The following is a 22,681-nucleotide window of genomic DNA, read 5'->3' on the forward strand; positions in this document are numbered from 1 at the left end:
TTGAATAACAATACTAACGGCAGGACCAGATCAACAGGCCTGACGCGGGCCGTCACAATATCAGACGATCAGTGATTTGTCGCGCCACAGTCGAAATCCGCCTTCAAAGGCGCGCGTGTTGTCGCCGCGTCTGGAATCAACCGGCAATTCGTCAAGTTTGTCGACATTGCCGCCGCCGATGACCACGTAATCGGGTTGCATGGCGACGCGTAGCCGATCGACCACGTCGAATACGTGTTTGCGCCATTTCTTCTTACCGCGCTTTTCCAGCCCGCGTTCGCCGACGTAATCCTCGAAACTGCCGCCCTTCCTGTAAGGCAGATGCGCAAGCTCCATCGGCTGGGCGACATTGTCGACGATCATCGCCGCGCCCAGGCCGGTGCCCAGGCCGAGAAACAGCATGCGGCCGCCCTCATAGCTGCCGATGGCCTGCATCAGCGCGTCGTTGACGACTTTCACCGGCTTGCCGAACGCCGCCGCGAAATCAAAGCCGGCCCAGCCCTTGCCGAGATTGGCGGGGTCCATCAGCGGCCTGTTGTGGTTCACCGGGCCGGGATAGCCGATCGAGACGGCATCGTACGGCAAATCCTTTGCCAGTGTCTTCACCGCTTGGATCATCTGTTGCGGCGTCAGGCCGGGTCCGGAATCGGCGCGGCGCTCCTCGCCGCCGGCGCTGGTCAGGATCTTGACGTGAGAGCCGCCAATGTCGATCGACAGTACGATCTTTTCGCTATTCGCCGCGGCCGGCTTTGCCGTCTTGGCCATCTCTTTGTCTCTCCGGGACTTATTTCGATGGGTTGATCCAGCCATTCGGCGGACCGAAACCGTTCATGGCGTCTTCCGGGCCCCAGGTCTTGGGCTCATAGACATGCGGCGGCGTCGTGTCGCCAAGCACCGGGCCGACGATGCGCCAGGCGAGCTCGCTGGCATCCTGGCGGGTGAACAACTGTCGATTGCCGTTCATGGCGTCGCCGATCAGCCGCTCATAGGGCGGCATGTCGCCTTTCGAGTCGTCGAGCGCGGTCAGTTCGACCTGTTCGCCGATCATGTCGTCGCCGGGCTGCTTGCGCTGGGCGCCGATCGAGATCGCCACTTGCGGGTTGATGCGGAAACGGACGTGGTTGGCGTCGCCTGGCTTGATCGGGTCGAAGACGTCGAGCGGCGGCCGCTTCAGCCGTACGATCACTTCCGTGGCATGCACCGGCATGTTCTTGCCGGCGCGGATGAAGAAGGGCACATCCCGCCAGCGCCAGGTGTCGACGAGGAAGCGCACCGCCGCGAAGGTCTCGACTGGCGAGTTCGGCACGACACCGGGCTCGGCGAGATAGCCCTTGAATTGACCGCGCACGACATCGTCCCTGGTCAGCGTGCGGATGGCTCGCAGCACCTGCACCTTCTCGTCGATCAGGTCGTCGGCCGAGCGCCCGACCGGCGGCTCCATGGCGAGCAGCAGCAGGATGTTGAGGAGATGGTTCTCGATGACGTCCCTGATACAGCCGACCTCGTCGTAGAAGCGGCCGCGACCCTCGACGCCGAAATCCTCGGCCATGGTGATCTGCACGCTCTCGACGTAGTTGCGGTTCCAGATCGGCTCGAGGAAGGAATTGGCGAAGCGGAAATAGAGCAGGTTCTGGATCGCTTCCTTGCCGAGATAATGGTCGATGCGGAAGATCGACTGCTCGTCGAACACCAGATGCAGCACCCGGTTCAGCCAGCGCGCCGATTGCAGATCGTGGCCGAAGGGCTTTTCGATCATCAGCCGCGCGCCATGCGCCGTGCCGGATTGCTCCAGGCCCTGGACGACGGTCTCGAACATGGTCGGCGGCACCGCCATGTAGTGGAGTGGCCGCTGCGCCGATCCAAGCGCAGTCTTCAGCTTGTCGAAGGTCGCCCCGTCGCGGTAATCGCCGCTGACATAGCGCAATTGCGAGGCGAATTTGGCGAAGATCTTTTCGTCGATCTTGCCGATGGCGTTGACGATGCCGTCACGTGCACGCGCCTGCAGCTTGCCGAGATCCCAAGGGTCGAAGGCGACGCCGATTACCGGCTCGGTGAGGCTGCCCTTGGCGACCATCTGGTAGAGTGCGGGAAATATCTTCTTGTGGGCGAGATCGCCGGTTGCCCCGAAAAGCACCAGCGTGTCGGACCGTTCCTGGCTCATCCTGTCTTCTCCGCTCACACGCCGGTCTTCGGCTTCTCGACATGGCCGCCGAAGGCAAAGCGCATGGCGGACAACAGCTTGTCGGCGAATTCGGATTCGCCTTGCGAGGAAAAGCGATCGAACAGCGCCGAGGACAGCACCGGCGCCGGCACGCCGGTGTCGATGGCCGCTTTCAGCGTCCAGCGGCCTTCGCCGGAATCCGAAACCCGGCCGCCGAACTGGGTCAGCGCGGAATCGCTCTTCAGCGCGCCGGCCGTCAGGTCAAGCAACCACGAGCCGATGACGCTGCCGTGCCGCCAGACCTCGGCCACCTCGGCAAGGTCGATGTCGAACTGGTAGTATTGCGGGTTTTCCAGTGGGCTGGTCTCGGCGTCCGCCGTGCGCTTCCGCTTGCCCGCATTCGCCGACTTCAGGATGTTCATGCCCTCGGCATAGGCGGCCATGACACCGTATTCGATGCCGTTATGGACCATCTTGACGAAATGGCCGGCGCCGCTCGGCCCGCAATGGAGATAACCGAAGGGCGCGGTTCCGGCATCCTTGGTCGGGGTGGCGCCGGCGTCGGCGCCCGGCGCCAGCGTCGCGAAGATCGGATCGAGATGCTGGACCGCGCTATCGGGGCCGCCGATCATCAGGCAGTAGCCGCGCTCGAGGCCCCAGACGCCGCCGCTGGTGCCGACATCGACATAGTGCAGGCCCTTGGCCGCGAGCTCAGCGGCCTGGTCGACGGCGTCGTGGTAATAGGAATTGCCGCCGTCGATGATGATGTCGCCGGGCTCCATCAGCGCCGCCACCTGATCGGCGATCTTGCCGGTGATCGCCGCCGGCAGCATCAGCCAGGCGCTGCGCGGCTTGGTCAGCTTGCCGACAAACTCCTCCATGGAAGCGGCGCCGATCGCGCCATCCTTGACCAGAGCCGCGACGCTGGCCGGGTTGATGTCGTAGACGACGCATTCGTGGCCATCGCGCAGCAGGCGCCGCACCATATTGGCGCCCATCCTGCCCAGTCCCATCATTCCTATCTGCATGGTCTTGTCCCGATCGTTTGAGGAATCGAAATCACTGGCTGTCGATGCCGACGGAAAAGTTGACATTCTCCCATCGGCCGGCATCGGACCAGAGAAAAGTGAAGACGATCGTCGTGCCCGGCGGAGCGTCGGCAACCGGCAGATCCGTGAGATGGATGCCAAAGGCGTTCCCGGTGGTCCGGCTGTCCTGGGCGGTCGCCCAGTCGTCGCGGCTCCAATGGACGATCGCCGGCGCCAGCAGTTCAAGCCGCAGCACCTTGCCGACGGGTATAGTGCGGACTTTGTGGTTGAAGCGCCATGTCCGCAACGGCGACACTGTGTTGTCCTTGATATAGCGCTTCACGCCCTGCGGCGGCATGTCGAAGACCGCGCCGTCGCGCAGCGAACGCAGCAATTTGATATGCTCCGAATGCGCCCAGACCAGCGGCATGGCACTGCCAGACGGCCCGCCGCGCCGCAATTCGCGTTCCGGCATGTCGGGGCCATCCCAGACCTGTTCCGGCAGCAGGCCACCATGCCCGGCCGAGGCCTCGAGCGCCTGGAGCAGACTTGCCGCTCCGCCCTTGCGCCCCGCGGCCAGCTCGTAATGGGCGCGCTCGCCAGTCAACAGCGGCCAGGCGCGGCCCTGGCCGGTGCCGTCGAAGGGCGCGCCATCTTCATGTTCGCCGTAGCCGTCGCCGGTATAGCGGTACCAGACCGGCCCTTGCGGCAGCTCGCAGCGCAGTGTGACGTCGATGATTTTCAGCGTGTCGACGATGCGCGGATCATCGGCGGCTCTCAGGCCGAAGCGAACCAGCGCCAGCGCGTCCGGGCTGACGATCGCCTCGGCCGGCCGGTCGGTATCGCCAGGCGGCCGGTTCTTGATCGGCACGTAGCCGTCCTTTGGCGACGCAGCGCCCGCGGCGTCGCGTGGCGCGATACGGACGTAGTAGCCGCTGACGCCGACCTCTTCACAGAGGGATGTGCCGGTGACATAGGTCCAGCGCTCGATCTGGTCGTTCCAGACATCGGCGGTTTCGCGAAGATAGTTTGCCGGTTGATGATTATCGCAGGCGTCGAACATGTCGGCAGCGGCGAGCAGTGCCGATATTTCGACGGCCAGCGTGAACGGGCTGTAGCCGGCATCCTCCTCCCAGCGGTCCTCGCCGGTGACGGGGCCATTGCGCAGGACATAGGAAGCAGCCCGCTCGATCATCGGCATGAAGGCCGTCAGTTTGGCGCGCGGCAGGTGGCCGGCGCGGCGCAACGCGTCGGCAAGCAGCAATGGAAAGGCACATTCGTCCATCTGGATGCCGGGCCAATAGGCCGACCCGTTGAGCCAGGCGTTCTGCGGCCAATGGCCGTCGGGCTGCTGGATGGAGCGGAGATAGCCGAGAATCTCCAGCGCCTGTTCAGGGTCGCCGGCGGCCAGAAAGCCGCCGGCGGTTTCGACCAGGTCGCGCGGCCACACCAGATGATAGCCGCCGAGATCGTCGTCACCCTTGTTGAAACCCCAGGGGATCGACAGGCTGGCGACGGCAGCACCCGGCGTGGCGATCGACCGATGCGCCGCCAGAACCGCCGTGCTGACGCGGTAGCTGTTGAGCCCGGACGCCGTGTGCCGGTCGAGCGGCAGCAATCCCGCCTGCCATTTGCGCCATTTCTCGACATAGGCCCTGGCGGCGACCTCGAAGCCTTGCTCCAAGCTGGCGAAGGCGACCTCCGCCGCCTCTTGCGGCGTCGCGCCAAAGCCCAGCGCCAGCAAGACCTTCGGGTTCCCGGCCGAAAAGCCGATCTCGCCGGTCAGCGCCACGTTGCCGTCCTCAGCCCTTTGGCAGGCCGGATCGAGCCGGCCGCCGTTCTGCAATTGCTGCCAGCCGTCGGAGAAGCCGACATAGCCGGCGGAGCACGTGCCCCAGGGCAGCGAGGAAGCGAGCGCCAGGCAGACACCGCGCCCCGAGGCGAACAGGACAGTCTTTCCCTCGTGGTCGCCGACCCAGGCGGAATTGCCCATGCCGGCGTTGACGAGATGCGGCGCCAGCAGCGCATAGACGCTGTGGTCAAAAGCTCCGCCCTTCAGCGGCGTGAAGGCGATTTCCTGCAGCAAAGTGGGGCGTTTCGGATCCGTAATGATCCGCTTTTCGATCCGGTACGCGCCGTCGGCCGCTGTGTTCAACAGTTTGTAGGCGGGCACGCCGTCCTCGAATGGTTCGATAGCATGCTCGGCATCGCGCTTTTCCTCGGAGAAATAGCCGCCGGGGCCGGTGACGATCAGCCCCATATCGCGCGTGCAGGCGCTGTCGAGATGGGGATAGTAGATCTCGTTGAGGATGCCGTGGCTGATCGTGAACCAGACACGGCTGGCCAGCGAAAGCGCGGTGCCGACACCGCTCTTGGCGCTTGAAGTCCAGCGCGCCGGAATTCCGGGCGCGCCCGGCGCAACTGTCGGCGTCACTGCCATCCGATTTTGGCCTCCGGCCTCTTCCCTAGCCCATGAGCCGAGGGCTTTTCAATCTTTGCACCGAGAGTTGATCGCCAATCCAGCTCGTATTGCGGTTGACAGCTTGCGAGCCATCTGCATTTGTCTGACAATAGATAAAAAACAGAGACGTGGATTTTTAACCGCCATCAGCAGTCACTTAAGACCAACACTCAGGGAGGAGTATGACATGAAGAAAATGCTTGTTTTGGGTGCATTCGCGGCGATGCTAGCGTCAGGCACCGCGCTTGCCGACACCAGCGACAAGAAAATCGCTTTCTCCAACAATTATGCCGGCAATTCGTGGCGCCAGGCGATGCTTGACAGCTACGGCATCGTCACCAAGAAGGCGGTCGAGGACAAGGTGGTCGCCGCCGCCGACGTCTTCACCACGGCCGACAAGGAAGTGCCGACCCAGGCGGCGCAGGTGCAGAACCTGATCCTGCAGGGCTATGACGCGATCGTCATCAACGCCGCCTCGCCCGATGCGCTCAACGGCGCCATCAAACAGGCCTGCGATGCCGGCATCGTCGTCGTTTCATTCGACGGCATCGTCACCGAACCCTGCGCCTACCGCGTGGTCGTCGACTTCAAAGACATGGGCAGGCAGGAAGTCGAGCAGATGGCCAAGTTCCAGCCGAAGGGCGGCAATCTGCTGGAGATCCGCGGCCTTGCCGGCACCTCGATCGATGACGCCATCCATGCCGGTATCCTGGAAGGCGTCGCCGCCCATCCCGAGTTCAAGATCGTCGGCTCGGTCACCGGCGACTGGGACCAGACAACGGCGCAGAAAGCCGTCGCGACGATCCTGCCGTCATTGCCCGAGATCGTCGGCATCGTCGACCAGGGTGGCGACGGCTACGGCGCGGCACAGGCCTTCGCCGCCGCCGGCAAGCCGCGCCCGACCATCATCATGGGCAACCGCCAGGATGAGCTGAAGTGGTGGAAGGAGCAGAAGGACAAGGATGGCTACCAGACCTGGTCGGCTTCGATCGCGCCTGGCGTGTCGTCGCTTGCCTTCTGGGTGGCGCAGCAGGTGCTCGACGGTCGCACCGATATCCCGCACGATCTTCTGGTGCCGTATCTCGCCTTCACCCAGGACGATTTCGAGGCCGCGCTGCCGAAAATCAAGGAGGGTGGCGTCGCCACGCACGAATACAGTCAGGAAGACGCGATCGCGGCCATCAAAGCCAACATCAAGTAATGGCGGACATGTTGCCGCCGGCATCGCCGACCGGATATCGTTGAGCATGCTCAAGGCGAACACCGACATCATCAGACTGGACGGCGCCGAAAAACATTTCGGCGCCGTCCGCGCGCTTGCCGGCGTCGACTTTCATGTCGGCGCCGGCGAATGCGTCGGTCTCGTCGGCCACAATGGCGCGGGCAAATCGACGCTGATGCATATGGTGGCGGGCACGCTGATGCCCGACAGCGGCCGGATCGCCGTGCGTGGCGGCATCGAGGACCACTATTCGGTGCCGCGCGCGCTTGAGCTCGGCATACGCTGCGTGTTCCAGGAACTGTCGCTCTGCCCCAATCTCAGTGTCGCTGAAAACACGCGCATCAACCATGCCTCGCTCAGCGGCTTCGGCTGGCGGCGCAAGGCGGCCGATCTCATCACCGCCAAGCTCGACGAGATCTTCCCTGGCCACAGCATCTCGGCCGCCGACATTGCCGGCGACCTTTCCATCGGCAGGCGGCAGATGGTGGAGGTGGCGCGCGCCTTCACGGTGACGCAGGATCCGCTCGACCTGGTCATCCTCGACGAACCGACGTCCTCGCTCGACGCGCATACGGCAGGCCAGTTGCTGGCCTTCGTCCGGCGCTTCGTCGCCAGCGGCAAAAGCTGCATCCTGATCTCGCATCTGCTGGGCGAGGTGCTCGGCAATGCCGACCGCATCGTGGTGATGCGCGACGGCAAGATCGTCGCGTCCGATGCGGCGAAGGCCTTCGATCGCGACAGGCTGGTCACGGCCATGGGCGGCGCGGAAGCGCGCGAGAAGGCTGTGGCCGGGACCGCCAGCAGGCCGGAGGCCGGGCCTCTGCGGGTGCGGGCGCGGCCGGCCAGGCAGGAGGATGGCAAGGAGCTTGTGGCGCATGCCGGCGAGATCATCGGGCTGGCCGGACTTGCCGGCCATGGCCAGACCGATCTGCTGCTGGCGATCTTTGCCGCGGCGTCGCGGGCCAGAACCGGCATCGAGGTCACCGCGCCGGTGGCGCTGGTGGCCGGCGACCGCCAGTCGGACGGGATCTTCCCGCAATGGTCGATTGCTGAGAACATCGGCATCCGCTCGCTGGCGCGACTGCGCAGCGGCCTCTTGATCTCGCCGCGGCGCGAAGCCGAACTCGCTAGTTTCTGGCGCGAGAAAATCGGCATCCGCACACCCGACATGAACAATAACATCTTCTCGCTGTCCGGCGGCAACCAGCAGAAGGCGCTGTTTGCCCGGGCGCTTGGTTCCGACGCCGGGATCGTGCTGATGGACGACCCGATGCGCGGCGTCGATATCGGCACCAAGCTTGAGGTCTACGACCTGGTGCGCGAAGAGGCTCGCAACGGCCGCACCTTCCTCTGGTACACAACCGAAACCGAAGAGCTCGACAATTGCGACCATATCTATGTTTTCAAGAACGGCCGGATCGTCGCCAATCTTCGCCGCGACGAGCTGACGGAGGAAAAGATCATCCAATCCTCATTCGGCGACGCGGCCTGAGATGACGGCGGCATCCGTCGAGAGTGGGCTCAGGGGGTCTGCCGAGCGCGACAAGCTGGCGCGGGCGCGCATGCTGCGCGGCCTGCTGCCGGCCCTGTCGCTGGTGCTGGTGCTGCTGGCGATCGCCTGGCTCAACCCGCGCGCCATCAGCTATTTCGGCTTCAGCCTGATGCTCAACCTGGCGATCCCGATCGCGCTGGCGACGATCGCGCAGATGTTCGTCATCGCCGGCAATGAGCTCGATCTCTCGATCGGCACCTTTGTCGGTTTCGTCGGCTGCGTCACGGCGACATGGCTGAAGGATGCGCCGCTCATCGGCGTCCTGATCCTGCTCGGATCGATCGGCGTCTATGCGCTGCTCGGCGCGCTGATCCACCTGCGCAATCTGCCCTCGATCGTGGTGACGCTGGGCATGAGCTTCGTCTGGCAGGGACTGGCCATCCTCGTCCTGCCGAAACCCGGCGGCAAGGCGCCGGACTGGCTGCTGTCGCTGATGGCCTTCAAGCCGCCTTTGATTCCGTTCCCGATCATCGCCGCATTGCTGATCGCAGCGGTCGTCCATTTCGGGCTGATGCGCACCTCCTATGGCGTGATCCTGCGCGGTTCGGGCGGCAATGCAGCGGCACTCGAACGCGCCGGCTGGTCGCTGCTTCGCACCAAGATCGTGCTATTTGCGCTGGCCGGCCTGTTCGGCGTGCTGTCCGGCATGGCGCTGATCGGCATCACCACCTCGGCCGACGCCAATATCGGCAATGGCTATACGCTGCTGGCGATCGCCGGCGTCATCCTTGGCGGCGGTGAATTCGTCGGTGGCCGGGTGTCGCCGATCGGCGCGGTGCTCGGGGCGCTGACGCTGGCGCTCGCCGCCTCGCCATTATTGACCTTCATGCACATTCCGCCCGACTGGCAGGTGGCGGCCAACGGCGCCATCCTGATCATCGTGCTGGCGGCCCGGGTGCTGATCAGCCGCAGGGAGAGGTGAGCGATGGCTTCGCTGCGATTGCTGCTCGCCAAACCCTGGATCTGGTCGTTCATCGGCGCCTTGCTGGTATGGCTGGCGACCATCGCCTTCACCGGCGGCTATGGCGGCGGCGGCATGATCACGGCAGCCCTTTCGCTTGCCGTCTTCACCGTCATCGTCGGCGTCGGCCAGATGTTCGTCATCACGCTCGGGCCGGGCAATGTCGACCTGTCGCTGCCGGCCAACATCGGCCTTGCCAGCGCGGTGGCCATGAAGGTCATGGACGGCAATGACGCGATGATCGCCGTCGGCCTGCTCGCAGCACTCGCCTGCGGCATGGCGATCGGCGCCGCCAACTATCTCCTGATCTGGGCGCTACGCATTCCGCCGATCATCGCCACCCTGTCGGCCAGCTTCATCATCCAGTCGATCGACATCAGCTATGGGCGCGGCCTGCAGATCAAGCCGCCGCCGGGCTTTGCCGATTTCACCAACTGGCAGATTCTAGGCATTCCGGTTCTGGCGATCCTCACGGTGCTGTTCACCATAGGTGCCGCGATCGCGCTGCAGCGCATGATCTATGGCCGCTCGGTGCTGGCGATCGGCCAGAACATCCGCGCCGCGTGGCTGGCCGGCATCAATGTCGGCCGCATCCGCTTCCTCACCTACACGCTGTCCGGTGCGCTCGGTGGTCTCGACGGGGCGCTGCTCGCCGGCTATTTCCGCGGCGCCAATGTCGATATCGGCAATGAATATCTGCTGGCCTCGATCGCCGTGGTCGTCATCGGCGGCACGTCGGTGGCGGGCGGCAAGGCCAATGTGCCGGGCGTCTGGGGCGCGGCGCTGTTCCTGGTACTGCTTTTGACCATGCTCAACACATTCGGCGTCAGCGCCGGCGTCCGGCTGTTGTTGACCGGGCTGATTATCGTCGGTGTGATTACGGCAGCGGGTGGGCAGAAGGCGCTGCGCTAATCGTAACGGCGCAAGCTGCGAAGGCTGGCGGGACAGCACCCCCCTCTGTCCTGCCGGACATCTCCCCCTCAAGGGGGGAGATCGGCAGCTTCGGCGCTGCGCTCATTTTGCAACGCTGGAGAATAGCGAAAGCGGCTGAGCGCGCAATCTCCCCCCTCGTGGGGGAGATGCCCGGCAGGGCAGAGGTGGGCGCGAAGGGTCACAGCAGTTCTCATTATCTGCATTCGCTGCAGTGGGACTTGCAGGATTCACCAGCAAGACCGGATCGCCTGCGTGAAAACATCCGGTTCCCATCTGGACATCGGCCCTGTAAATCCCATCGGCGCCCACATCATTGCGAGAGGTTTTGCGTGTCCAACTTCGTCAGCGTTACCAGGGATGGCGGCGTCGCGGTCGTCAGCATCGATAACCCACCGGTCAATGCGCTGAGCTTTCATGTCCGCGAGCCGCTGATGCAGGCGCTGGTTGCCTTGCGGGATGAGCCTTCGGTCGACGCCATCGTGGTCGCCTGCGCCGGGCGGACCTTCGTCGCCGGCGCCGACATCACCGAGTTCGGCAAGCCGGTGCAGCAGCCGGACCTGCGCGCCATCATCGCCGTGCTGGAGGCCATCGCCAAGCCGACGGTCGCCGCCATTCACGGCACAGCGCTCGGCGGCGGCCTGGAACTGGCGCTCGGCTGTCATTTCCGCGTCGCGGATGCGGCCGCCAGGCTCGGCCTGCCCGAGGTGAAACTCGGCCTGCTGCCGGGCGGCGGCGGCACGGTGCGGCTGCCGCGCCTGGTCGGCGCGGTGAAAGCGCTCAGGATGATCGTGTCCGGTTCGCCGATCGGTGCGGATGAGGCGCACGCCGCCGGTTTCGTCGATGCCGTCTTCGAAGGCGATCTGATCACGCATGCCGTGAACTTCACCAGAGAAATCGCCCGCAAGGGTGGTCCCTTTACGCCGGTACGCGATCGCAACGACGGGCTTGGGGAAACCGACCTGGTGGGCTTCGACGCCGAGGCTGCGGAGCTTGCCAAGAAGGCACGGGGCCTCGAAGCACCGATCGCCTGCGCGCAGGCGGTGCGCAATGCCATCACGCTGCCCTTCGACGAAGCGCTGGCGGCGGAGCGTGCGCTGTTCCTGAAACTGGTGGGTGGCGACCAGTCGCGCGCCCAGCGGCATCTGTTCTTCGCCGAACGTGAGGCGGCAAAGATTCCCGGCAAGGATATCGTCAGGCGCAGGATCGCTCGGATCGGCGTCATCGGCGCCGGCACGATGGGCGGTGGTATCGCCATGGCCTTCGCCAATGGCGGGTTTCCCGTGACCCTGCTGGAAACCAGCCGCGAGGCGCTGGATCGCGGGCTGGCGACGATCGACAAGAATTATGCCGTTTCCGTCGCGCGCGGCTCGTTGAGCGAAGAGGCCAAGCGCCAGCGGCTCGGCCTGTTCAAGGGCACGACGGATTATGGCGATCTCGCCGATTGCGACCTGATCGTCGAGGCGGTGTTCGAGGAGATGGCGGTCAAGAAGGATGTGTTCGGCAGGCTCGACGCAGTGGCCAGACCGGGCGCGATCCTCGCCACCAACACCTCCTATCTCGACGTCAATGAAATCGCCGCCGCGACCTCGCGGCCGCAGGATGTGCTCGGCCTGCATTTCTTTTCGCCGGCAAACGTCATGAAGCTGCTGGAGATCGTGCGCGCCGAGAAGACCGCGCCCGATGCGCTTGCGACGGTTGTCGAGCTGGCGCGGCGCATCGGCAAGGTGCCGGTCGTCGTCGGCGTCTGCCATGGTTTCGTCGGCAACCGGATGCTCGCCGCGCGTGGTGCCGAGTCCGAGGCGCTGCTGCTCGAAGGCGCGACCCCCAGCCAGATCGACCGGGCGTTCACCGATTTCGGCTGGCCGATGGGGCCGTTCCAGATGGGCGATCTTGCGGGTCTCGACATAGGCTGGCGCAATCGCAAGGCGCGCGGCCAGACGGCGGTGATTGCCGATACGCTCTGCGAACAAGGGCACTTCGGCCAGAAGACCGGCAGCGGCTTTTACCTATACGAGAATGGGTCTCGTATACCGGTAGCCAATCCGAGTGTCGAAGCGCTGATCCGCGCCAAGGCGACGGAGAAGGGCATCGCACCGCGCACGATTGGTGCTGACGAGATCATCGAGCGCACGCTCTATCCCCTGGTCAACGAGGGCGCCAAAATCCTGGAGGAGAAGATCGCCGCCCGCGCCTCCGACATCGATGTCGTCTGGGTCAATGGCTACGGCTTTCCGGTCGGCAAGGGCGGGCCGATGTTCTGGGCCGGCCTCGAAGGGGTGGACAAGATCGTCGCGCGGCTCGACCATTGGCACGAGCGGACCGGCAAGGATGTGTTCAGGCCGGCTCCGTTGCTCAAGCGGATGGCCGAGACCGGTTCGTGGGGAAGCGGCGCCGAAACCGCCTGAGCGAGGCCTGTGCTTTTCGTCATCGACTCCTCTTGTTCAACACCTTTCCGGCACATCATCCACGACCCTAACCCGTGCTGTGGCCGACCATAGGACTATGGTCTGGCGGACATAGGACTTCAGTACCACGGCGATTCAAGGCGTCGATTTGTGTTTAATATCAAACGGTTATGCAGCACTTGGTTGTGAGATCGCGTGTTGTGCCGCATTTGTCTAAAGTTCGCTCTATACAATTAGCGATTTCTCATACGATGGTTCCCTAGCGGTTGTGGCGAAGGGTGGCGATTCCCCGAGGAGGTTACCATGACAAATCGAAAGACTCTGTTCGCGGGGCTTGCCGCATTGGCGCTTCTGGCGTCTCCCGCGCTCGCCGGAGCCGGCGGCAACGGGCACGGCGGTGGCGGTGGCAACGGGCATGGCGGCGGTGGCGGCCATGCCGGCGGCAACGGTGGAAACAGTGGCCATGGCAATGGCAAGAGCGGCGCTTCGCACGGCAAGTCGTCGGCGCCGGGGCAGGCAGCCAAGGCGAAAACCACGGTCGATACGACCACGCAGGTCTCGTCCGTGCAGAAGGAGAAGAACATCCACGCCAAACTCGGCCGGCTGAACTCGCTGCAACGCAACATCAATGCCTATATGAACTCGAAGAGCAAGAAGTTCGCTGCCATACAGGCTTTCGTGACGCAGTCCGCGAAAGCCAAGGTCGCCCAGGCCGCGGCTGACACGGCCCAGGCTCAGCTGGATGCGCTGAATTCGCAGTTGAGCGCGCTGACGTCGCTGACGCCCGATCAGATTGCCGCCATGTCGCCCGAGGACCAGGCGGCCCTGCCTGGGAAGATATCGGCTCTGCAGGCCGAGGTCACCGCCCAGGAGGCGGTGGTCGACGCCGCCGATGACGCGGCTGAGGCGGCATCCGTCGGCACCGATGATGCATCGCTCGATGCGGCGCTGACCGACATGGCAAACAAGCCCGTCGACGCCGAGGTCACGGCCTGGGCCCAGGGCGTCCTTGCCGACAAGATCGACCAGACAGCTGCCGCGATGCAACCGACGCCGTAGCGAATCGCCGCCGAAACGGCAGCAGCCAGTCAAGGAAGATGCAGCCTGGTTTCTCCCGGCGGCATTGCTGGTTTACTCCTCACACGTGCTTGCGGCCGCCGGTGTCGCGGAACCAGCTGTCGGGATAGGGATACCACCAGCCCTGGATCTCCGGTTTGTGATCGATGATCACCATCTTGGAGCGGCGGAAGGCGTCGAGGCCCTGGCGCCCGAGTTCGCGGCCGAGGCCCGAGGCCTTCCAGCCGCCGAAGGGCAGCGCATCATTGTCGATCAGCGGGTTGTTGACCCAGACCATGCCGGCCTCGAGCCGTTCAGCGGCTTCATGCGCCTCGGCGAGATCGGTGGTGAACACCGAGGCGCCGAGCCCGAACGGGCTGTCATTGGCGAGCCTGATCGCCTCGTCGAAATCCTTCACCCGGCAGATGGCGGCGACTGGCCCGAAACATTCCTCGCGCACGATCGCCATGTCGGGCGTGACGCCGGTCAGGATCGTCGGCTCGTAGAACCAGCCGGTGTTGTGCGCCGGCGGAATGCGCGCGCCGGTGATGGCCCTGGCGCCATGGGAGATCGCATCGTCGACCAGCCGCATGACTTTCGCCCGCGCCGCCTCACTGACCAGCGGTCCGATCTCGCTCTTGTCCAGCCCGTTGCCGATGCGCAGCGCCCGCGTCCTTTCGGCGAACAGCTCGACGAAGCGGTCATGCACGGCATCGACAACGAAGAAGCGTTCGGCCGAGGTGCAGACCTGGCCGGTGAGGTGGAAAGCGGCGGTGACGGAGCCGGCTGCCGCCACCTCGAGCGGCGCGTGTTCGCTGATGATCAGCGGATCGCTACCGCCGGCCTCGATGACGCAAGGCTTCATGCGTTCGGCGCAAGCAACGGCGACGGCCTTGCCGGCGGCGGCAGAGCCGGTGAAGGCAACCGCATGGGTGCGGTCGGAAGCGATCAGCGCCTGCGCCGTCGCCGCGCCGCCGGGCAGACAGGAAACCAGGCCCTCCGGCAGTGAGCGGAACACCTTCATGTAGTCGAGCGTCGACAGCGTCGTCGCCTCGGCCGGCTTGATGACGCAGGCATTGCCTGCGGCAAGCGAGGCGGCGACCGTCCAGCACATCAAGAGGATCGGGAAGTTGTAGGGCATGATGTGGACGGAGACGCCATAGGGCTCGTAGCGCGCATATTGGAACGAACCGGCCTGCGTCGTGCCCGCGATCTTGCCGGCCTCGTCGCGCGCCATCTCGGCATAATAGCGGAAGATCGGCGCGCAATTGGCGATCTCGCCGATCGCTTCCGGATAGGGCTTGCCCATCTCGCGCACCATCAGTTCGGCGCAGCGGGTGAAGTCGGCCGCCTCGATGGCGTTGGCGACGGCATGCAGATGTTTGGCGCGGCTCTTGGCGTCGAGCTTTTTCCAGGCGGCTTGCGCCCTGGTCGCCGCGGTGAGGGCGGCGTCGATCTCGCCTTCGCTGGCAGCGGCAATTGCGCCCACGGTCTCCAGGGTCGCCGGGTCGATCACAGGCTTTGCCGCGCCGGCCATCGGCCGGTAATCCGGATTGACGAATAAAGCCGGCCGGTCAGCGGAGAAATCCATGGTCGTCCTTTCAGGCCCGCTCAGCGGATCATGTAGACTTTCTTGATCGTCTCATGGACGGTGCAGATGCCTTTCCAGTCCTGCGGAAAGAATGCCGCCGTATCGGGCTCGATCTCGATCACCTCGCCGGATTCGTGCACGTAGGTGCAGCGACCCTCGAGGAAGTGGCAGAACTCGTCACGGGTAACATGGCAGTGCCATTTGCCCGGGGTGCAGACCCACAGTCCGCATTCGGAACGGCCTTCCGGCCCCTTGTGCAGCAGCTTGCCCGAGGTGCGGGATTCACCCTCGATCATTGTCGGGATGACACCCCAGTCGACGAGGTCGGTGATGGCGAGCGGGGATTGCATGATCGGCGTGGTCATTTCAGGAACTCCGGTGGCCGGCTTCAAGCCAGCATGTAGATATTACGGATGGTGTCGTGCACGGTGCATTCCCCGGTCCAGCCGGCCGGGAACATGACGACGGTTCCGGCAGAGACTTCCAGCACCTCGCCGACATCCGACCTGTAGGTCGCGCGGCCGGCGACGAAGTGGCACAATTCGTCGCGCGGAATGGCCAGCCGCCAGCGGCCTGGTGTGCAGACCCAGATGCCTGATTCCGGTTGGTTGTTTGGCCCCTTGTGCACCAGCCTGCCGGTGGAGTGGGACGCGCCTTCCAGCGCGTCGGGCTGGGCGCCCCAGTCGACGAGGTCGGTGCGGGTCGAGGCCTGGTGGAGGTGCGGGGCGGAGGAGGTCATGGGCGTGCTCCATGATCATGATGCCCAATCGCGATCCGCTGCCGCTCTACGGGACCCCCCTCTGTCCTGCCGGACATCTCCCCCTCAAGGGGGGAGATTGGCAGCTTCGGGTACCACGCCCTTTCAGCAGCCGGGGAGATTGGCGAAAGCCGAGGGGACATCCAATCTCCCCCCTTGAGGGGGAGATGGCCGGCAGGCCAGAGGGGGGTGCCCTGGCTCGGCGTGTCAACCATCGCACTCACAGCAGCTTCTCCAGCAGCCCCGCCGCTTTCTCCGGGCCGTTCTGCGATTGCATTTGCGCCGAGGTCCTGGCCAGCTTGGCCCTCATCGCCGGGTCGGTCAGGCAGGTTTCGATCTTGGCGATCAGCTCGGCGTCGTTCCAGTCATAGCGCGGCATGCCGAAGCCGTGGCCGGTCTCTTCGACCCTTGTGGCGTTGTCGTGGCCGTCCCAGACATAGGGCATGATGATGGCCGGCTTGCCGAAATAGAGGCACTCGGTGAAGGAGTTGTTGCCGCCATGGTGGATCACCGCGTCGACCTGCGGGATCACCGAAGGCTGCGGGAACCAGCTCTCCACGATGACGTTGCCGGGCACGTCAGTATACTGGTCCTTGTAGCCGCCGACATTGACCAGCGCCCGGTAGCGCGTCTTGCCCAGCATCGCGATGATGCGCTTCAACAAATCGACGTCGCCGGCGCCGAGGCTGCCGAAGGACACGTAGAGCAGCGGCCCGTCATTGTTCTTGGCGAAGGTCGGCACGGCGTAGGGTTTCTCCTGCCGCACGCAGCCTTCGAGATACTGGAACTTCGCCGGATCGAGCGGATGGCGGCGCTTGAACTTCGCCGCCTCGGGATAGAGCAGCAAATTGAGATGGGGCGAGGCCTCGAAGAACTGGCCGACCGGATAGGGCGCTTCGTTGTTGGCGGTGAGGAACGCGTTGAAGTCGTCATGGATCGGCTTGATCACCGCATTGAAATGGTCGCGGTAGCGCTGGTGCCCGGCATGGTCGTTCTCGCCGCAGCCGGAGAGATGCGGCGGGATGTCGTCATCCTCAATCTCGTTCTCCGAGCAGGAAATGACGCGCACCCACGGTTTGCCATACTGCTTGATCGCCGGGAACAGGATGACGTTGTCGACGCAGATCACGTCCGGCTTGATGGCATCGAGAACGCGCGGCAGATCCTTCTGCGCCCACTTCGCGCTGTCGACGATCGCCGTCCAGCAATCCTTCACATAATTGTCGACCTGGTCGTAGGGCGACTTGCGGAAGTTCGGGATGTGGCCGTTGATGAAGTCCTCCCAGAACTTGGCCATCTGTTCCGGCGGCATCGGTTCGGAGAGGTTCACCGGATGGGCCTCGAAGCCATAGCCCTTGTAGACGTCGACGAAGCCGGGGTCCGACAGGAACACCGCCTTGTGGCCACGCGCCTCGACCGCCTGGGCGATGCCAACGGAATTGAGCGCCGGCCCAAAGGCCGCTTCCGGGAAAAACGCGATCGTCTTTTGCGCCATCAGGCTTCTCCTTCAATCCTTGAAAATTCTGACATCGGCGGCATCCCAGCCGAGTTCGATCCTATCGCCCGCCGACACCGGCCGGCGGTCGGCGGCATCAGCGGTAACGCGCACCAGGAACGGTTTTGGCGACAGGGGCGTGCGGACATGCAGCTGCAGGTCGAGGCCCTGATAGGCGAGCGCCTCGACGGTGCCGGCAATGCGGTTGGCGGTCTGAGTCTCAGGGAATAGCCGGATGCGCTCAGGCCGCACTGAAGCGACGGCTGCCGCGCCGGGCGAGAGCGTTGCAGGAAGCTTGCCCGCAATCCGCGCGCCATTGGCCGCCAGCACGCCGTCGGCCGTGGCCTTGCCCGGCACGAAATTCATGACGCCGATGAAGTCGGCAACGAAGCGGTCGGCTGGATACTCGTATACCGCGTGCGGCGTGTCGCATTGCAGCAGCTTGCCGTCCTTCAGTACCGCCATGCGGTCGGCCATGACCAGCGATTCCTCCTGGTCATGGGTGACGATGACGAAAGTGATGCCGACTTCATGCTGCAGGCGCTTCAGCTCCAGCTGCATGGCGCCACGCAGTTTCTTGTCAAGCGCGCCAAGCGGTTCATCAAGCAGCAGCAGCCGGGGACGCTTGACCAGTGCCCGGGCAAGCGCGACGCGCTGCTTCTGGCCGCCCGACAGTTGCTCCGGCTTTCGGTCGGCGAAAGGCACCAACTCGGTTGTCGCAAGTATAGCATCGACGCGCGCGCGGATTTCGGCAGCCGGCAAACGTTCCATTTCCAGGCCGTAGGACACATTGGCCCTGACGCTCATATGCGGGAACAGCGCGTAGGACTGGAACATCAGGTTGACCGGCCGCTTGTTGGGCGGGGTTCGGGCGATGTCGCGGCCGTCAAGCAGGATGCGACCGTCATTTGGCGTCTCGAAGCCCGCCAGCATGCGAAGCAGCGTGGTCTTGCCGCAGCCCGAAGGTCCGAGCAGAGCAAAGAACTCGTTCTCGCGGATGTCGAGCGAGATGCCGTCGACCGCCGTTACCCGGCCGAAATTCTTCGAAACGTGATCGATCTGAAGCAGCGTGCGGGGCTCACTCATTGGCCGATGATCCCGCGGTTGAACCGTTGCGACAGGGTCAGCGCGGTGATCGAGACCGCCATGACGATGGTCGCCAATGCGTTGATCTCCGGCGTGATGCCGAAGCGGATCATCGCATAGATCTGCATCGGCAAGGTGGTCGAGGCGCGCCCGGCGCCGGCGGTGAAGAAGGCGATGATGAATTCGTCGACCGACAGGGTGAAGGCGAGCAGCGCGCCGGCGATCACCGCAGGCAAGATGACCGGCAGGGTCACCCGCCGGAAGGTGGTGAGCGCGGAAGCGCCGAGATCGGCGGAAGCCTCGACGATCGACCAGTCGAAACTCTTCAGCCGGGCGCGCACCACCGAGCAGACGAAAGCGAGGTTGAAGACGACATGGGCGAGAATGATGGTGTGCAGGCCCATGGTGACATTGAGCATGGAGAAGAACGAAAGCAGCGCGATGGCCAGCACGATGTCGGGAATGATCATCGGCGCGAAGATCAGCGCCTCCAGCCCCTTGCCGTACTGGCGGCGCATCTCGATGCCGATCGCCAGCAGGGTGCCGAGCAGCGTGGCGATTGCCGTCGAGATCAGCGCCACGATCAGCGTGTTGAGCGCGGCCGAAAGGATCGCGGAATTGCCGGTGAGCGAGGCGTACCATTTCAGCGAAAAACCGGACCATGCTGTAGGCAGCCCGCCTTCGTTGAAGGACAAAGCCACCAGCACCGCAATCGGGATGTAGAGGAAGGCGAAGACCAGTGAAAGCACGAGCCACAGCATACGCCGCGTGGCGGGAGAGCGTTCAGCCATCGGCCTGACCTGTGGCTTCAGTGGCGCGGCCGGCGGCGCGATCGGCAAGCAGCGCCTGCGCCATCAATACCAGCAGCATGATGGCGATCAGCGCCATGGCGAGCGCTGCGCCGAACGGCCAGTCATTGGCGGTCAGGAACTGGTCGTAGACGAGATTGCCGATCATCTGGAAGCGGCCGCCGCCGAGCAGCGCCGGCGTGACGAAATTGCCGATCGACAGCACGAAGACGAAGACGGCGCCAGCCGCTATGCCCGGCACGGTCAAGGGCAGGATGACCCGGCGAAACGTCGTCAGGGCCGAGGCGCCGAGGTCGCGCGAGGCTTCGGCGAGTTCCGGGTTGAGGCGCGACAGCGGCGCGTAGCAGGCAAGGATGACGAAGGGCAGATAGTTGTAGACCAGGCCGGCGATGACGGCGCCTTCGGTGTAGAGCATCGATGGCGGCTCGCCGGTGTAGCCGAACCAGCGCAGCAGCTGGGTGACCAGACCTTCGCGGTTGAGCAGCACGATCCAGGCATAGGTGCGGATCAGATAGTTGGACCAGAAGGGCAGCACGGCAAAGAACAGCAACACCGGCTGCAGCCGGCGTGGTGCGGCCGCGATGGCATAGGCGGCGGCGTAGCCGATGATGACGGCGATCAGGGTCGCGGTGCCGGCGATGCGCGCTGAATTGAGGAAGATGCCGGCATAGAGCGGGTCGAAGACCAGCCCGAAATTTTCCAGCGTGAATGTGTATTCGATGCCGCCATAGGTGCCGCGCCGGAAGAAGGCGAGCGCCAGCACCAGCGCACATGGCACCACCATCAGGGCGGTCAGCCAGGCCAGCGCCGGCGCCATCAGCAGGGAGGAGCGAAGTCTGATTTGGGACACGATTGCGGTACCGCATTCAACGATCGACGGCGGAAGCCCGCCGTCGATCGTGATCTCTGAGGCCGCCTATTGCGCGGCCTTGATCTCGCTGACGATCTTGGAATAGTCGCGCTGGGCGTCGCCGACATCGCGCAATTGCTCGAACTTGACGAGGTCGGCCACCGGCATCGCCATGTTGGGGAACTTGGCCAGGAAGTCGGCCGGCAGGCTCTCCATAGCCGGCTTGTTCGGCACCTTGTAGTCGATGTTCTGCGCCGCCCAGGCGTGGTTCTTGGCGTCGAGCATGAAGTTGATGAACTGGAAGGCGGCGTCCTTGTTGGCCGAGGCCTTCATCACCACCATCGTGTCGACCCACAGGTCCGAGCCTTCCTTGGGGATGACGTATTTGATCTCGGGCTTCTCGGCGATGCCGTAATTGCACCAGCCGTCCCAGGCCTGCACCAGCAGCGCCTCGCCGGAGACAAGCTTCGAATAGAAGGTGGTGTCGTCATAGGCGAGCAAGGTCTTCTTGGCCGAGATCAGCAGGTCCTTGACCTCGGCCATCTTGGCCGGATCGGTTTCGTTGACCGAATAGCCCTTGCCGAGCTGGCCGGCGGCCAGCAGCCAGCGGTCGGTCGCCAGCATGGTGGTCTTACCCCTAAGGTCGTCGGACGGGGCAAGCAGATCGCTCCAGCTGGTCGGCGCCACCTTCACCAGATCCGAGCGGTAGCAAAGGCCTGTCGTGCCCCAGGTGTAGGGCACGGAAAAGGCGTTGCCGACATCGTGCGGCAGCTTGGTCGCCTCGGGATAGAGGTTGGCGAGATTGGCGACCTTGGCGTGGTCGATCGGCTCGGTCAGGCCGAGCTTGTTCAGCACCTCGGCGAAAGGCGAGGAAACGAAAGCGACGTCATAGCCCTTGCCGCCGGAGGCGACGAGCTTGCCCATGATCTCTTCATTGGTGGCGTGGACGACGACCTCGCCGGAAACGCCGGTCGCGGTCTTGAAGGCGGCCATGGCATCGGGCGCCATATAGCCGTCCCAGTTGGAAATAACGAGGTCGGCGGCAAAAGCCGGCGCCGACAGCGCCAGGGCAAAGCCAAGCGCGATCGAGGATATTTTCAGCGAACGGTGCCGCGGTGTGGTGGCTGTCATGACAGACTCCCATTCTGGTTGATCGTCGAATTTCATTCGTCGGACCAGCGCTTGCGACCGTGCCGCCGCTTCGATCCTGTTCCCCGGTCTTTTTATTGCCGATTGACCTGACAGTACTATTGCAGAAAAAAGTACGTCAATCCATAATTTGTTGGACGCTGAAGGAATCTGGCCGATTGCGTTCGCAGGGATGATCGGCCAAACCGCACCGGAGACGTCCGTTCACGGGAATTGCCATGCAAGCCGCCGCCAGACGACCGCGCACCAACCATCTCGATCTCGCGCAGCGCATCCTCGATGTCGCCCGGCAGCGCGGTTTCGAAGCCGGCGCTCATCTGCCGGAGCAGCAGATCGCGTCGCTTTGCAATGTATCACGGACCCCGGTGCGGGCCGCGCTGCGCCTGCTTGCCGAAAAAGGCGTGGTGCGCTGGGAAGCCGCCTCGGGCTATCGCCTGGCCATCGACCTGGCGGCGCAGGCGACCATGACCGCCGACCTGCCTGTTACCGAGGAGGACGAACTCGCCGAAAAGATCCTGCGCGACCGGTCGGCGCGCCGGCTGGATCAGACGGTCACCGTCGGAGCGCTGATGCGGCGGTACGACGCCGAGCGCAAGACGGTACTAAAATCCTTAAAGAAACTGACCGAGGAAAATCTGCTGGACCGCGCGCCGGGACAGTCCTGGCTTTTTAGGCGAACACCGGACGATCCGGAGGCACAAGGCGAAAGCTACGAGTTCCGCCTGCTGCTGGAACCCGCCGCCATTCTGACACCGGGCTTCCGGCTCGACGGGACACGGGCCGCGGCCTTGCGCCAGGGCATGGAAGCGTTGCTGGCGCTACCCGATGCAGCCTTCGATAGCAGGGAGTTCCAGCGGCTGGACATCGAGTTCCACTCGATGATCGCCGACGGTTGCGCCAACCGCTTCGTCACCGATGCGCTGTCCGATCACCTCAGGCTGCGCCGGCTGCCGGGCGTTTATGCCGGTGTCAACGTCTTCCGGCTGAAGCAATCGCTGCGCGAGCATCTCACCATACTCGACCATCTGGAGAGCCGGCAGTTCGAGGTTGCGGCCGACCTGCTTCGCGTGCATCTGCGCCTGTCGCGCAACCAGCGGCCGCAGGCGGCCAGTCGCGGGGCGCCTGCATTGTTCGGCATGATCAGCCGGCCGGATTGAAGAGGCCC

General features: G+C 64.4%; 19 protein-coding genes. 7 read left to right on the forward strand and 12 right to left on the reverse strand.

Annotated elements, in window-relative coordinates:
• Nucleotides 1-60 precede the first annotated feature (60 nt).
• The 4 genes from AC0L2H_RS18445 to AC0L2H_RS18460 are packed head-to-tail and all read right to left on the reverse strand — an operon-like array spanning nt 61 to nt 5,629.
• Nucleotides 61-765, reverse strand: a complete 705-nt coding sequence (locus AC0L2H_RS18445; RefSeq protein WP_473591536.1) for an ROK family protein — start codon at nt 763-765, stop codon at nt 61-63.
• A gap of 19 nt (nt 766-784) precedes the next feature.
• Nucleotides 785-2,161, reverse strand: a complete 1,377-nt coding sequence (gene zwf, locus AC0L2H_RS18450) for a glucose-6-phosphate dehydrogenase (protein WP_473591537.1) — start codon at nt 2,159-2,161, stop codon at nt 785-787.
• A 14-nt stretch (nt 2,162-2,175) separates the two neighbouring features.
• A complete protein-coding gene (gnd, locus tag AC0L2H_RS18455; RefSeq protein ID WP_473591538.1) occupies nt 2,176-3,189 on the reverse strand; it encodes a phosphogluconate dehydrogenase (NAD(+)-dependent, decarboxylating) in 1,014 nt (337 codons plus the stop codon).
• 31 nt (nt 3,190-3,220) lie between these two features.
• Nucleotides 3,221-5,629: a glucan 1,4-alpha-glucosidase gene (locus tag AC0L2H_RS18460; RefSeq protein ID WP_473591539.1), complete on the reverse strand. Its 2,409-nt coding sequence runs from the start codon at nt 5,627-5,629 to the stop codon at nt 3,221-3,223.
• A gap of 208 nt (nt 5,630-5,837) precedes the next feature.
• Between AC0L2H_RS18460 and AC0L2H_RS18465 the strand changes: the two genes are divergently transcribed.
• The 6 genes from AC0L2H_RS18465 to AC0L2H_RS18490 all read left to right on the forward strand — a co-directional run bounded on the left by AC0L2H_RS18465 (nt 5,838) and on the right by AC0L2H_RS18490 (nt 13,782).
• Nucleotides 5,838-6,851 (forward strand): substrate-binding domain-containing protein, encoded by a 1,014-nt coding sequence (locus AC0L2H_RS18465; protein ID WP_473591540.1) that lies wholly within the window; start codon nt 5,838-5,840, stop codon nt 6,849-6,851.
• 46 nt (nt 6,852-6,897) lie between these two features.
• On the forward strand, nt 6,898-8,364 hold the full coding sequence (locus tag AC0L2H_RS18470) for a sugar ABC transporter ATP-binding protein (RefSeq protein ID WP_473591541.1): 1,467 nt from the start codon (nt 6,898-6,900) through the stop codon (nt 8,362-8,364).
• 1 nt (nt 8,365) lies between these two features.
• Nucleotides 8,366-9,346 carry an ABC transporter permease gene (locus tag AC0L2H_RS18475; protein WP_473591542.1) on the forward strand — a complete coding sequence of 327 codons (981 nt, stop codon included), beginning with the start codon at nt 8,366-8,368 and terminating at the stop codon, nt 9,344-9,346.
• A 3-nt stretch (nt 9,347-9,349) separates the two neighbouring features.
• Nucleotides 9,350-10,297 (forward strand): ABC transporter permease, encoded by a 948-nt coding sequence (locus AC0L2H_RS18480; RefSeq protein ID WP_473591543.1) that lies wholly within the window; start codon nt 9,350-9,352, stop codon nt 10,295-10,297.
• A gap of 350 nt (nt 10,298-10,647) precedes the next feature.
• Complete coding sequence (locus AC0L2H_RS18485) at nt 10,648-12,723, forward strand: 3-hydroxyacyl-CoA dehydrogenase NAD-binding domain-containing protein (RefSeq protein ID WP_473591544.1); 2,076 nt, start codon at nt 10,648-10,650, stop codon at nt 12,721-12,723.
• 303 nt (nt 12,724-13,026) lie between these two features.
• Nucleotides 13,027-13,782 carry a hypothetical protein gene (locus tag AC0L2H_RS18490; RefSeq protein WP_473591545.1) on the forward strand — a complete coding sequence of 252 codons (756 nt, stop codon included), beginning with the start codon at nt 13,027-13,029 and terminating at the stop codon, nt 13,780-13,782.
• 79 nt (nt 13,783-13,861) lie between these two features.
• Here the strand turns inward: AC0L2H_RS18490 and AC0L2H_RS18495 are convergent, their stop codons facing one another.
• From AC0L2H_RS18495 to AC0L2H_RS18530, 8 genes are all read right to left on the reverse strand, one after another.
• The gene (locus AC0L2H_RS18495) at nt 13,862-15,370 is read right to left on the reverse strand and encodes an aldehyde dehydrogenase family protein (RefSeq protein ID WP_473591546.1); all 1,509 of its coding nucleotides are present in this window, start codon (nt 15,368-15,370) and stop codon (nt 13,862-13,864) included.
• A 20-nt stretch (nt 15,371-15,390) separates the two neighbouring features.
• Entirely contained in the window at nt 15,391-15,735 is a 345-nt protein-coding gene (locus AC0L2H_RS18500; protein WP_473591547.1) for a cupin domain-containing protein, read from the reverse strand.
• Nucleotides 15,736-15,758: 23 nt separating this feature from the next.
• Nucleotides 15,759-16,109: a cupin domain-containing protein gene (locus AC0L2H_RS18505; RefSeq protein ID WP_473591548.1), complete on the reverse strand. Its 351-nt coding sequence runs from the start codon at nt 16,107-16,109 to the stop codon at nt 15,759-15,761.
• A 238-nt stretch (nt 16,110-16,347) separates the two neighbouring features.
• Nucleotides 16,348-17,622: a glycosyltransferase gene (locus tag AC0L2H_RS18510; protein ID WP_473591549.1), complete on the reverse strand. Its 1,275-nt coding sequence runs from the start codon at nt 17,620-17,622 to the stop codon at nt 16,348-16,350.
• Nucleotides 17,623-17,634: 12 nt separating this feature from the next.
• Complete coding sequence (locus AC0L2H_RS18515; RefSeq protein ID WP_473591550.1) at nt 17,635-18,708, reverse strand: ABC transporter ATP-binding protein; 1,074 nt, start codon at nt 18,706-18,708, stop codon at nt 17,635-17,637.
• A complete protein-coding gene (locus AC0L2H_RS18520; RefSeq protein ID WP_473591552.1) occupies nt 18,705-19,499 on the reverse strand; it encodes an ABC transporter permease in 795 nt (264 codons plus the stop codon). The genes AC0L2H_RS18515 and AC0L2H_RS18520 overlap by 4 nt, the downstream gene beginning before the upstream one ends.
• Nucleotides 19,492-20,334: an ABC transporter permease gene (locus AC0L2H_RS18525; RefSeq protein WP_473591619.1), complete on the reverse strand. Its 843-nt coding sequence runs from the start codon at nt 20,332-20,334 to the stop codon at nt 19,492-19,494. The genes AC0L2H_RS18520 and AC0L2H_RS18525 overlap by 8 nt, the downstream gene beginning before the upstream one ends.
• Before the next feature lie 99 nt (nt 20,335-20,433).
• Nucleotides 20,434-21,498 carry a polyamine ABC transporter substrate-binding protein gene (locus tag AC0L2H_RS18530; protein WP_473591553.1) on the reverse strand — a complete coding sequence of 355 codons (1,065 nt, stop codon included), beginning with the start codon at nt 21,496-21,498 and terminating at the stop codon, nt 20,434-20,436.
• Between the two features lie 236 nt (nt 21,499-21,734).
• On the opposite strand from AC0L2H_RS18530, the gene AC0L2H_RS18535 reads away from it, so the two are divergent.
• Nucleotides 21,735-22,673, forward strand: coding sequence for a GntR family transcriptional regulator (locus tag AC0L2H_RS18535; protein ID WP_473591554.1), 939 nt, complete (start codon nt 21,735-21,737; stop codon nt 22,671-22,673).
• Nucleotides 22,674-22,681: the final 8 nt, after the last annotated feature.

This window comes from Mesorhizobium sp. WSM4871 (assembly GCF_055811295.1).